Annotated in this window: 6 protein-coding genes; 2 read left to right on the top strand and 4 right to left on the bottom strand. The window is 54.7% G+C overall.

Translation table 11 applies throughout. The annotated features are described in order from the left end of the window. Position 1 precedes the first annotated feature (1 nt). From ACWAU0_RS22425 to ACWAU0_RS22410, 4 genes are read right to left on the bottom strand one after another with little or no spacing between them, the layout of a single operon-like run. Positions 2-7,387 carry an RHS repeat-associated core domain-containing protein gene (locus tag ACWAU0_RS22425; protein ID WP_319963205.1) on the bottom strand — a complete coding sequence of 2,462 codons (7,386 nt, stop codon included), beginning with the start codon at positions 7,385-7,387 and terminating at the stop codon, positions 2-4. Between the two features lie 28 nt (positions 7,388-7,415). Beyond that, positions 7,416-8,465 (bottom strand): putative Ig domain-containing protein, encoded by a 1,050-nt coding sequence (locus tag ACWAU0_RS22420; RefSeq protein WP_458139304.1) that lies wholly within the window; start codon positions 8,463-8,465, stop codon positions 7,416-7,418. Between the two features lie 46 nt (positions 8,466-8,511). Next, positions 8,512-11,541, bottom strand: a complete 3,030-nt coding sequence (locus ACWAU0_RS22415) for a Tn3 family transposase (protein ID WP_171697930.1) — start codon at positions 11,539-11,541, stop codon at positions 8,512-8,514. Next, the gene (locus tag ACWAU0_RS22410) at positions 11,538-12,131 is read right to left on the bottom strand and encodes a recombinase family protein (protein ID WP_171697929.1); all 594 of its coding nucleotides are present in this window, start codon (positions 12,129-12,131) and stop codon (positions 11,538-11,540) included. The genes ACWAU0_RS22415 and ACWAU0_RS22410 overlap by 4 nt, the downstream gene beginning before the upstream one ends. A gap of 303 nt (positions 12,132-12,434) precedes the next feature. Between ACWAU0_RS22410 and ACWAU0_RS22405 the strand changes: the two genes are divergently transcribed. Both ACWAU0_RS22405 and ACWAU0_RS22400 read left to right on the top strand, forming a co-directional pair. Continuing rightward, on the top strand, positions 12,435-12,707 hold the full coding sequence (locus ACWAU0_RS22405) for a DUF4242 domain-containing protein (protein WP_458139303.1): 273 nt from the start codon (positions 12,435-12,437) through the stop codon (positions 12,705-12,707). Between the two features lie 18 nt (positions 12,708-12,725). Continuing rightward, entirely contained in the window at positions 12,726-13,322 is a 597-nt protein-coding gene (locus tag ACWAU0_RS22400) for a TetR/AcrR family transcriptional regulator (RefSeq protein WP_458139302.1), read from the top strand. Positions 13,323-13,357: the final 35 nt, after the last annotated feature.

Below are 13,357 nucleotides of genomic sequence, written 5' to 3'. Positions count from 1 at the left end.
GTTAGTGAATAATTACGTTGATACTATTTTGTTTTAGCATGTCTAGCAAAGGTTGCGACGGCCCGCCAACACCGGTAACAGGACTTTGGAAGAAGTGCCAAGTCGCACCGTCAATTCGTCCAGTATTAATCAACTCCGCATCCTTGACAATCTGATTTCTGATGTCAGCGGTTAAAGATGTGTAGCCCACTTTCGATTCGTTAGCAACACGATTGACCAGTTGATCAACGTAACGTCCACCTTGGCTTGTGTTGAAATAGACCTGCGACTCGCCGCCAAGCAACTTCAGCGCATTTTCACCGATTTGTCCGGTGGAACCAATTTTACTGTATTGATTTGCCGTATTCGCTACGGCATTTGCCAAACTTGAAGCCGTTTTACTCTCAAATTGAGAAGCACCGCCTGTGACAGCCGCAGCCGCAATTTCCAATCCCCCTTGAAATCCCCAAATCGCGGCATTCGAATAATTACCGGCTTGGTAATTAAGCGCCGATTGCTGGAGCGCGTTCGAACCTGGAGTCAGCGTATTGAGTCCGCTACTCACGTAACTAATACCTTGTGTTTGCCCCCAATCCATGACCTGTCTGGCCAACAGGCCATTCGGATCATTAAAATTGATCGGATTGTTGTGGACGTAGCTGTAGCGGTTGAGCCCATCGACGTAGCCCAGCGGGTCGCGCTGGGTAAACCGGATTTGGTTCGGATCGTAATACCTCGCCCGGTAGTAAGTCAGCCCACTGGCGTCGGGTTCTCTGCCGGTGTAGCCGTACTGCGGAACGGTGCCAAGGCCGCCGATCTTGCTACCGTAGGCGTCAAACCGTTGCGTGGCGGTGACGGCCTTGGCGGCGTTGGTGGTCGCCAACACAGAGCCCAGGCCGTCTTGATGGTAGTACGTCGCCGTGGCGGTCGGCAGATTGATGTTGCCGGTCAGCCGGGCCAGCGGATGGTCGGTGCCCGCTTGCACATAGACGGCATTGGCTGTCGTCCAGGCGGTGCCGGGGTATTCGGCGTAGATCGAGCTGCCGTCGTAATGGTAGTTGGTGGTGACGCTGCCTTCGGTTTTCTGAATGCGCCTGCCCTGGTCGTCGTATTTGAAGCCGGCGGTGGCGACGGCGTTGACTTGCACTTGGTTGAGCCGGTTGAAACTGTCGTAACCGTATTGGTTTTGGTTGCTGCCCGCGCAAGCCGCGTCGCTGGCTCGGGTGACGGACGTACCGCTGCATTTTTTGCTCTGGTTCCCTGCTTCGTCGTAGAGGTAGGCTTCCAGCAAGGCGCCGTTGAGGTCGGTTTGATGGACTTCGGTCAGCTGGTGGGCGGTGTTATGCTTGTAAGCCGTGGTGTTGGTGACCGGATTTCCCAGCTGTTTCAGTACCCGGTTGTTGTAGACGTCGTAGCCGAAGGCTTGGGTTTGCGTGGTGGTGCCGTTGTTGACGTTGACCAGCCTATCCAGCGGGTCGTAGCCATAGGTGTAGCTGAGAGTGGCTTGGCCGCTGAGGGTTTCCTGATTGGTCTTGCGCCGGCCTAAACCGTCGTAGCCATAGCTGGCTTGGGCGATGACGGTGGCGGCGTTCTTATGGGCGATTTTGTTGAGGCTGTTGTCGGCGTTCCAGGTCAGGGTTTGATCGATGCCGTTGGGGTAACGGGCTTCGACCAGCCGACCGCCATTGTCATAGTCGAAGGTGTAGTGGTCGAAGTTGGGCGCCCACAGGCTGATTAGCCGGCCGACTTCGTCATACAGGTAGTAGGTGCCGCGGCCATCGTTGTCGGTCAGGCTGTCGAGCTGGCCGCCGGGGCTCCAGGTATAGCCGAGGGTTTTGTAGCCCCGGTTGTCGCTGACCTGTTGCAAGCGGTGGGCGGCGTCGTATTGGTAGTCGTAGGCGGCTTCGAGCTGGCTATTAGGCGTTGGGCTCCAGGTTTCGGCGCGGGTGGGTTGCCCCAAGGGGTTGCGGCTGTAGTCGATCTTTCTGCCGTCTTCGGCAGTGACGCTGAGCAGTTGGTGGCCGTAATCCCAGACGTAAGTCAGGGTGTGGCCGGTGGCGCCAGGGGTTTGTTGGGTCTTGACGTTGTTGTTCAGGTCGTAGGTATAAGTTGTGGCCTGGCCCAAGGCGTCGGTTTCGGTGAGTTTGCGGCCAAAGTCGTCGGTGATGTAACTGGCTTGGGTGGCCACCGTGTCGCTAGCCGATGCGCCGGTATCAGGGTCGATGGTTGTGCCGCCGTCGGCCGTGGTCTGGCCGGCTTTGATTTCCTTTAGATTGCCGAGGTTGTCGTAGACGTAGCGGGTGACCGGCCGGATGGTTTGGTTGAAGGTGGCGCTGCTTGGGTTTTGGTCGACATAAGCCGGGCCGGCGACGCGGATCAAGCGGCCCAGCGCGTCGTAACGTTTCAGGGTATCGCGAGCGGCTTCCGTGGAGCCGGCCGCCGGGGTGTCGGTGGTTTTGACGACTTGGCCCAGCGCGTCGTAATCGAACTGGCGGATTTGCCCCAGGGTGTAGCTGCCGACCTTGGGTTGGGTGACGCTTTTCAGGCGGCCGTCTTGCGCGGCATTCCAGTAACTGTAGACGGTGCTATTGCCGTTGGGGTCGGTGACGGCTTTAACCCGGCCGGCCGCGTCCAGTTTGCGGCTGACGTTGTGCCCGGCCTTGTCGTAGGCCTTGGTCCAGCGGTTGACGGCATCGTAATCAAAGCCCAGCGTGTAGTTGTCGGGGTCGGTGATTTGGATGAGGTTGCCGGCTGCATCGTATTGGTATTGACTGACGTGGCCGCCGGCGTCCAATGTTTGTTCGAGGCGGCCGGCGCTGTCGTACTGGCGAAAGCCCGAGTCCCAGAGCCGCAGTTGGCCATTTTGGTTCAATACCAGTTCCTGGCCGTTCAAACGGCCGTCGCCGTCGTAAAAATAGTCGCGCGGGTGGCCGGCTGCATCGGTGCCGGTCAGAGGCAGGTTGTCGGCGTCGTAACTGCTACTGACGGTCTGCCAGTCGGCATCGATGCCTTGGCTTTGCCGGCCCAGGCTGTCGAATTGCAGCGTAGCGGTGTCGGCCGGGTCGGACGCATTGATCACGCCGTCGCCGGTCTTGTCGCCCAGCCGGGCGATTTGGGTCGGATACAGGGTGTTGGCGTCATAGGTGGTGGTGACGGTCGGTCCCGTGCCGCCGGCGAAGGTGCCCAACACCGCGCCGCTGAAGTCGCGCAGGGTTTTGCTTTGGGTGGGCTGGCCGCTGGCGGCGTCGTAGTTGCGTTTAGTCCAGGCGGCAATGTTGGCCAGGGCCGGGGTGGTGCCGGCGGTCGGCACGATGCCGGTTTTCAGCTTGATGGTATCGGTCAGGTTGCCCTTGGCGTCGTATTTGAGCAGGGTCCAGTTGCCCAGAGCGTCCTTGATGCGTTGCGGGGCGTTGAACGCGGTAAAGTCGTAGTATTCGGTGGTGGCGCTGGACGGCTGGATGATGCGGGTGACGTTGCCGGCGGCATCGTATTGGTATTGCACATTCAAGCCGGCCGGATCGGTTTCGCTTAGGCGGTTGAAGGGATTGGCGGCATCGTAGCTGTAGTCGTGGGCGGCGCCTGCTTCGTCGACGATACGTAGCGGGTTGCCGTTGGCATCGAAGCTATGCCGACGCTCGAAGCCGCGTTCGTTGACGGTGACGGTTTCGCGGCGGAAGTCCTGGTAACGGAAGGTGGTGGTTTCCGGGAGTAGCGTGCCGTTGTTATGCCGTTGGTGGCGGAACACCCGGCCATCCACGTAGTAGGAAAACTGCATGCCTTCGCCTTGCGGCGCGGTGGTGCGTTTCAATGCATGGTTCAGGTTTTGGCCGTCGGCGCTGCTGTAGTAGCTGTACGTGACTGCGGTGTGTTGATTGGCGACCGCCAGCGGGCTTTTGTACGTGGTCAGGTTGCCGTTGCCGTCGTAGCCGTATTGATGGCTGGCCAGCACTGTACCGCCGCTGGCTTTGACATCCACCTGGCTGATGCGGCTGGTCGTGTAGCTGAACGCCAGCTTGCGGCCGGGGCCGTCGGTCACGTCCTTGAGAGTCTGGTCGGCGTTGTAACTCAGCGTCAGGGTATTGAGGTTACGGTCCTTGATGGTCAACAGTTTGGCGGCCTGGCCGGCGGTAGCGCCGGGATTGCTTTCGAAACCGTAACGCAGGCCGTTCTTTTCGGTGACACTCCAGCTGCCGTCGGCTTCGCGCTTCAAGACCGAATACACACCCGGCGCGGCCTGGAAGGTGCTATTTGCCGGCACAGTCGTGCCACTCAGGCGGAAAAAGCGCTCGCTGCCTGTACCATCCAGCCAGCCGACTTTGACGTAGCCGGCCTCGCTGCCGTAGAAATTCAATTTGTGGTTGAAGCTGTGAGTCCAGCCGAAACCCACCGGGCCATCCTTCGGATTGCGGCTGTTGTAATTGCGCTCAAATACCAGCGGCAAACCCCGGCCCGATACTGAAATGTCCCGCTCCGAATGGTACATATTGCCGGTGGCCAGGTTGACCGGGTCGCCGCCCCAGCTTTGCAGGGCGTTCCAACCGTTGGACAAGGTGGTGGAGTTAATCAACGCCCCGGTATAAAAGCTGCTGGGCAGGAAGCTGTCGCGGGGATAGCTGGTGGTGATTGGACTCGGATTGACTAAAGGGTAGCCGCCGCCGAGCCCTCCGGCGATCATGGCGGAGAAGTAGCCCTTGGTTTGGTTTTCCACCATGTAGACGGCGCCATTCCAGGTTTTGGGTTGGGCGCCGCCGTCGGTGTAGGCAATGGTTTTCTTGGGGACTGTCACCGTGGAACCGTCGTTAACAGCGGCGGTGATGGCGGTTTGATAAGGAGCCATGCTGGCATCCATCAGACTAGACCAACTGCCGATATTACTCGAATTGAGCGTGACCAGCGGGTTAGCGCCGCCGGATTCGCCGGCAAATTGCAGGCCGCGTACCGTGGATACCGCGTCAGTGCGAATCAGTTCCTGCCAGATGAAATGCTCGTAGGCCGACGCGCTGTAGGCAAACAGCTTGAACGTGGGCCAATATTCAGCGCGTTGCGCGGCAGCCGTCGTCGCCGTCGTGTCGAGTTTGACCAAATGGGCGACATTGCCCAATACATCGATATAAGGCCCGCTTGGATGCACGGCGAACGGTAAATCGAACAGGTAATCGACCTTGAGTCCGGCGGCGGTCAAGCCGAGATGGGTACCGCTTTCGCCGCTGATGCCGTTGAGCTCTCCCAGGTACTGCCCCGCATCGGTCACGTAACGCAGGTACTTCATCAAGGCGATATGCAGCAGTTCGCCTTCCGTTTCATCGTAATTGGCGGCGTTGGCCGGCGTCGGAGCGGTCGGCGCCGATTGCACGGTTTGCGTCAAACGCTCGGCGCGCTCCGCAATCAGCCTATCCGAGCCTTGATGGGCATAGGCCATCAAGGCGTGGTGGGCGCCGGCGGTCAGATTGGTGTAAACGGTTTTGTTGAAGCAATGCAGGTCGGGGTCCGGCGTGCTGTTGGCCGGGTCGTCGTTGCGGCATGACGCTTGGGAGAGACTGGTATCGCCCAAAGTTACCTTCATGATCAACCGATGTTGAGTGCCCAAAGTGACGGCGCTCGTGCCGGTGGCCTGGACCACGCCATCGACCTTGATGATCGGTTTGAGATTGACCAAACTAGGCGGCGTGGCCAGATCGCCGTTCCAGTTGTTCCAGAGAGTTTGCGAGCCGGCATCGGCCGGTATGTAGGACAACGTCAGACGCTGGTGAACGATGGACGGCAACGACAGGATTTGCTCGGCGACCAGATCGGCGCCGCTACCGTTTTTGACTTTGATCGACAGGCGATGGCGGTGGCTATCCGGCAGACTAGCGGCCTCGGGTGATGACGAACCGCTCCAATTGACGTATTGCGTGACTTTGTAGGGTAGCGTGACCGGCAAAATGTCGTAATTTCTGGCGGTTTGTTCCCCGAGGTAAGGCACGTCCAGCAAGGTGTTGTCTGCGTTAAGACCTTTTACGTAAGTCTCAACCTGAGCGGCATAGCGCTCGTGCGGCAAGGTATGCGTGCGGCCGGTCAAATAGCCGGTCGCACTGTAGTCGAATGCCACGCTGGATTGAATGCCGGCGATACCGGGCTGATAGGTATTATCCTTGAAACTGGGGTCTAGCGGAATCCAGCGGTAGCCGGTGTTGTCGGCAGACGCACCGCGATAATTGCCGTAAGGTAAACAGGCCTCGACCCAGACATGGCGTAGAAAAATGCCATTGGCATTCGAATATTTTCCGGCATAAGGATTGAGGTTGCCTGACAAAATAGAGCCAGCGGCTTGGTAACTTTTGGCACCGAGCCAGCGTGGACCGCGGCCGTTGGCGCCCAGATTGGACGAATCGATTAACTGGATGTCGCCCAGCACGTAACGCGCAGGAATGTTGGAGGCACGTAGTAGCGCAATCAGCAATGAGGCTTGGTCGGTCGAGCCGCCGGCACTGCTGTACAAGGTGCCCTCCGAACCTTTCATAGAGCCGAAATAGGGCTCGAAGCGGATGTTGTTATAAACGTACTGGTATATTTTGACCGGTGAGTAATTCAGTTTCGCGGCAAGATTTTGAATTTCTCCGGAAATGATGACGTCTTCTGTAGCATTTAGATCGGCAGGGGCATAACCGCAGGCCAGCGCTTCGGTGGGCACGGAAGGTGCCGCCGCTTCGGCCGGTTTACCGAGCATATCCAGCAGAAAGGCATAGGCCGGCACGTCGGGCTTGAATGGCCCGGCGCTCAGATAGCGGGGTAGTTTCTTACTGGGCTCCGCCGGTGTCGGTTCGATCTCCGCGCCCAATCGGGTCGTCGGCGTTGGAATTGCCTCGGGCGCCATGTCGGCGCTTTGTTTCCGGTGATGCAATGCGCGCAATTCGGCCTTGGCATTCCCCAAAGCGCGGCGGCGATCGCCGTCCTGATGAGCAGAAGAAAATCCCGATAACGAGCGATTGATGCGGTCGAAGCGCTGCGCGACCTGCTTGGCATAACGGTCGAAGTCATCCACTTTGTCGGGTTGTTTCAGCCCGGCCAGTTTGGAGCGCATCCGGTCGAGTTCGGCCTCCACATCCTGGCGTAAATCGGCAATTTCAGAACGTTTGGCTTCCAGCAGCTCTTGCTTGGACGATAGCAGATTGGCTTGACCGTTCTGTTGCAGCCTATCCTCTTCATCGGCTTCATCGAGCAGTTCGGCGGCTTCATCCAGATGTTCGCGCAATTGCTGCGCCAAGGGATTGCCCGGTTGTTGATGCACTTTGAGTAGCGTTTGTACCACGGCATCCGGTAACACAGCTGCGTCTTGCGGCGCGGCGAATAGTGATGATGTTGCGAGCAGACCCAGGCAGAGCCAAACGAACGCCCAGGGAGAGCGAAAACCGGAAACGAGTGACATGGAAAATTCCTTGGCCGAGCCTTTGGGTTTAACGGAGATTGCGCGCTTTAGTATGTTCAACATGCCGCATGATGAAGGAAAGCAGCCCTCCCATCAGCAACATAGCCCAGGTAGGCAATGCCGGGACCTGGGTGGGCTCAGTTGGCTCCGCTACCTCGATTTGACTGGTAACAGAGGTTTGCATATCGGCTGCCAACACCTCATAGGTAAAATTATATAAGCCAAGTGAAGTAGGCGTGCCGCTGATCTGGCCGGTATTGCTATCCAGGCTGAGTCCATCCGGTAAATCGCCGGAACTCAGTAGCCAGCTATAAGGCGGCGTGCCATTGCTGGTGTTTAGTGCGGCGTTGTAAGGTAAATCGATAAAAGCGGTCGTGAGAGGGATGGCGGTGGTTTCGCCGGCGACGCTGCGTCCGTTGCCCTTCAGCAAGCCGAAGGCATCCGGTACGTTGGGATTGGTGCCGAGCAGGGCTTGTGTCTCGGTACCATCGGGCAGGCCATCGCTGTCGGTATCCGACAGAGTCGTTGCCGGGATCGACGCTAATGTTTGCGTGGTGAGTAAAGCGTCGCCGCCCCAACTGCCGTTGGCTTGTTGCTGGGCAATGAGAAAACTTTCCGCATTCACGACGGCCGGGTCGCTAGCGCCAAGTACGGTGCTCAATGCGCGATAGGCTAGCGCGGTTTCCAATACTGTTCCGGCGCTGCCTTCGCCGAATCCACCACCCGGCGTTTTCTGTTGGGTTTTCAGCCAGGCGGCGCCATTGGCCAGAACGCTGGAAATCGTCGTCGAACCACAGCTTGAAGTGTTGTAACGGCTTAACACGATCAAGCTATAGGCGGTCGGCAAAATCTGGCTAGACTGGGAGCCAGTGGGGGGTACGAAATAGGGCCAGCCGCCGTTGCCGGTATTGCGCTGGGCAACGATGTTACAGACACTGTAGCCTTCCTGAGCATAGCTTGTAGCACTCACCTTTATGGCCTCCAACGCCATGGCCGTATCGGGATAACTGGTGCTGTAGTGGTCGTAAGCCCCCCAACTGCTCTGGGGCGACGCTTCATCGTTGCGCCAAGTGATCAAGCGGGATGCTAAATGGGGTTGTAAGCCGGAACCGCCGAAAATTTTGTCACCCTAATTTCAGTCCTTCTACCAGCGCATCCAAGTCGATCAATTTGCCGTCGTTTTGGAATGTGTAGTGCCCATTCAACAAAATGTGCCGCCAAGCCGTAGGCGACATTTGTGTAATTAACGCTAATGCCTTAGCATTCCCATTCGCTTCGAACTTAGTCAATAGCTTCGATAATATCGCCGAGTTGTAGTAGCTGATCGCATTGGCAATCAGCCTTGCACACTGGTTACTGATCTCGATTTCTATATCGGTGCGTCCGGTCAATTCCTTCTTTCCGCCAACTTTTGAGATGGCTCCGCGTAGCTGGTGATAGGATTCAATACGGTTTTGTGAGCGATGAACATTGCGCTCCAGTTGCGGATCGCGCAGATAACGTAATGTGTAAATGCTGCGTATTAGTTTATCGAAGTCAAAGATCGCGCGGCGTGTCGGATTCGGCGCGGTATAAGTGCATAACTTGCGGATCAGCGTACCTTGCGTCATTTCTTTCAGACCAAGCGTAGCGACAATCTGATCGAAGTTCGGTTTTTCTTTAGCAATGGCTTCAATATCAATCTGGCTAACCGGTTTGATTAGAAAATCATCGTACAACGCCAGATCATCGGCGCAATAAAGTTCTTGCAATTGGTCATTCAGGTCGGTAAATCGAGGTTCAAAGCGCAAGCCGAACCAATGCAAAATAGCAAAGTTTGCCTTGTTAACGCTGTGCATGTCACCCGTGATCGCGGTGGGCACAATATCGGATGTGTTGCGATACCAGATATCGAAAACATGATGGGCTTCGTATTCATGCGCGCCGATTAGATAACCGTTTAGCGGTATGTGGTTGCACAACAGCGTATAGGCTACTACGCCTTTGCCGCGTCCAAAGTATTTCCGCGAATGACGGGCCTTTACCGTTGGCCGCTCAACACCTAATTTTTGACCATCGACAGCGGCGTACAGCGTTTCCAAGTCGAACGAGTAATAGGGGAAGATCGGAAGTTCCGCGATAGCGTTGCTGATGAGGTCATTAGCGGCCTGAAGGGAGGCTTGTCGAAGGTACTGCTGGTAGCTTGTCTCCAGAACGTGGTACGGAATATCGCTGGTACGAGCCATAACCAGATTGCCGTGATTCATTGCCTGAGCGATGATGACCGCCATCAGGCTGTCGCTGTCGGCGACCTTTTTCGCATATCGCGGTTGCAACGGCTTCAGCGCAGACAAAAACTGGGTTTGGCTATTGACGAAACGGAATACATCGGCAACATCGCAAAATGGCAGTTTTTCATAAAATGTTCGCTCGGATGCCTTGTGTTTATCAGCCTTTGGCTTGCGCCAGGACAGTTTCTGAGTATTTTTATCGTATTCCAGGTATGTCAATTTACCTTGTTTTAGTTCGCGATTGAACGCTATCCATTGCTCTCGCAATTCGGCCGCAAGTGCATCAAGCTGGATATTGATCGACTTGCGCAAGAATGGGATGTCCATCTGTGCGAGTATATCGGCCTTGTCTTCCATGGATACCAGCTCATCAGAGAAATGGCGATGTTGCAAGCTATCGTCAATGTAAATTTCGCCAGACTTCAGGCGTTTCCTGATTTGACGATATAACCAAAATTCGTAGCGGTCGGCATGTAAACTGGTCGGATTACCGTCTGCATCGAAGATTAATAGATACTGTCGCAGCCGCTTCGGCAACGTGGTTGGCGGGCATTCATCCAGTGGTCTCTGCGAAAGGCGCTGCTGCTTGGCGAATACTTCTTTGGCCCAAACAAGCGCGGCAAGCCAGGGACTGTCAGGGGTGACGCTGGAGAAATCGAGCGCGACGTATAACGGTCTTAAATGGCGGCGAATACGTTCGGCCATGCCGTCAACCGCTTGCCAATGCAGGGCCAATTTGCTTGCTGGTTTGACACTCATGCGCTGACCCGTGTCCTGAAGCGTGTCTTTCGGCATGATCTTGTATGCACGCTGCCGCACATTGCCGAATGGTGTGGCATCGGCTACCGTTTCATCTACATAGAGCAGCAACAGGCGTCCAACCCGCTGGGTTTCCAGGCGGCGTTGTCCCTGAACGACAGCAAACGATTGTTTTGCGGCTGCACTGCTTTCATCTTCCAACTGTTTCATGTGGAAAGCCATCGCATCGACCAGATTATCGGTAAACTGCCGGTAGCGTTGCCAGGCATAGCACAACAAGTAGAGATAGGTCTGCTCCGGCTTGAGGTTTCGCAAGTCGTGAACGGTATAAAAATTGGCCAAACTCGCATAGTAGAGCAAGTTCTGCTGTGAAACGCCCAACTTGGGCAGCAAGGCTTTTGCAATCCTGTGCAGCGGTTCCAGCAGGGTGCGCTTCTCGCGTTCGCGGGTCATCTGACGCCAGCCGAAATTCTTGGCATCCTGCTTTAGCGCCGCTAATTGAGACAGGGTATCATCACGCACTAGGAGCTGGGTCAGTGAGGCTTTGGCCTCGTCATCAAGTATTTCCGCAAGCAGGCCGCCCAACCGCCGGCGTTCGGCAGATAGGGTTTCGCTGATCAATTCTTGCAGAGTGGTATAGCCAGGCCGAATGATTTTGTGTTCGTTAAGCCATATGAGCAATTCGGCAGCGATAAACCCTGGTGAGACATCGCGCCGTACAATAGACTCGACTTGATGTGCAAGCTGCGGCAGGAAGTCGGATGTCCACAGCCGATAGCCGAACAATTCGGCGATTCGCCCGCGCTGGGTGTAATACTCATGGTTGGTTATCGGCTTTCGTTCGAACACATCGCCGATGAAATAACGGCTCAAGACAAAAGCGCAATCGTCTTCGACTTCGTTCCAGTCAAACCGGAAAAAGCTGTGCTTGGCCTTGAAATAACCGATTTGCAAAATGCAATAAACCTGCGCATGAAGACCGGGGCGGCTGGCCGCAAGCTCCAATTCTGTTTCAGATAGAGCCAAGTATTCCAACCGCTGATCATCATCGAAATCCGGCAGGCCGTACAGGGCGACTTGTTCAGCTTCCGAGAGGACTGTTAATCGCTCGCTTTTGGCGATCATGGTGACGATGTTCCACTCGAACCAGTCCAACCAATGCGCGCAAGGGTTTCGATCAAGGTAGTCCGTTTGACACCGAAGTTGCGGCAAGCCGCCGCTTTGGACATACCGCCATTCAGTGCGGCAATAATCGCGTCCAGTTTTTCGCCGGTAATGGCTTGCGGACGACCGCCTATCCGTCCACGCCGCCTAGCGGCGGATAATCCGGCAACAACCCGCTCTTGAATTAAGGCTCGTTCGTACTGGGCAAGTGCGCCGAATACATGGAACAGAAGTTCGCCGGATGCGGTGGTGGTGTCCATGCCCTCGGTTAGAGACCGGAAGGCGACTTGTTTACTCTTAAGCGTGTTTACGATTTCCAGCAGATGCGACAACGACCGGCCCAGCCGATCCAGTTTCCATACCACAAGCACATCTCCAGGGTGGACAAATTCAAGTACCTTTGCCAGACCTGTTCGGTCATCTTTTGCTCCGGAAGCACGGTCTTCAAACAAGTGCCGGGCATCTACCCCGGCAGCCAGCAGTGCATCGCGCTGCAAATCGGTGCTCTGCCGATCCGAATCCGATGAAACACGCATGTAGCCTACTAACATAGACGAAAAACCTATCAAATTTAGTTTCCGTATGGTATCGCATTCCGACAGGGTTTATCGCATATTTTTAGGGCTTGTTCGATAGGCAAATTTTAGATCGGTAGCAAGCTGTCGGAAAACATGTGTTTTGCGACATGAATACTCCAATTTGAAGTGAATAAGAGATGACTACAAACGAAACTTTACCTAATTAATGCAAAATAATATTATTTGACAACATAGACGACCGGTCGTATCATAATTGCGGTTCTTGTCTTTGTTGATAACAAGCTAGTAGTTCCACTTTTTTTGGAGGTTATTGATATGCCGAAATTTATTATTGAACGCGACATTCCTGGTGCAGGCCGTTTAAGTCCAATGGATTTACATGGTATTGCACAAAAATCTTGCAATGTTTTACGTAACATTGGACCCAGTGTGCAATGGATGGAAAGCTATGTCACTACTGACAAGATTTATTGCATCTATATCGCCGATAATGAACAATTGATTCGAGATCATGCCGCACAAGGTGGATTTCCGGTTAACCGGATCGAAGAAATCATTACCATGATCGACCCTACTACCGGCGATTGACAGAGAGCTGGATAACCTATGGAAGTAAAGTCCATTCAACTCAAAAAAGCTAAAGTCCTTGACTATGGTGTGCAATTGCTGATGGAAAAGGGATATCACGCCAGCGGAATTAAGGAAATATTGGCTGCGGTCAAAATTCCCAAGGGGTCTTTTTACCACTATTTTGATAGTAAGGAGCAATTCGCTGTCGAAGTAATACTTCATTATATCGAACCATTTATAACTCGATTGGCTGCAGAGCTTAATGATTCACAAAAGGATGGATTGCAAGCATTAAAGAATTATTATGCCAGTTTGATCCGCGATGTAGAAAATAATGATTTTAAAGGTGGTTGTTTGCTTGGTAACCTCATGGGGGAAATAGGAGATACCAGTGACATTGGCCGTAAAGCGTTGTTAGATGCGACTTCGCGGTATAGCCATATGCAACAGGAAGCATTGCTTAGAGCGCAAAGTCAGGGCAGTGTCAGAACCGACCGTTCAGCACAAAGCATGGCCGACTTATTATTTAATAGCTGGCAAGGCGCACTGTTGCGCATGAAAGTCGAACAGTCAATCGAACCGCTTCATGCGGTTTGCAATGATTTGTTGGACGATTACTTCAGGGCGAAATAAATAATAAAGGTTAAGCAATTTTTTTTGCAAAAAAA

The organism is Methylomonas sp. Uni0009 (genome assembly GCF_054188105.3).
Note: the sequence above shows the minus strand (reverse complement) of the source record. Positions and strands in the feature narration are given on the sequence as shown.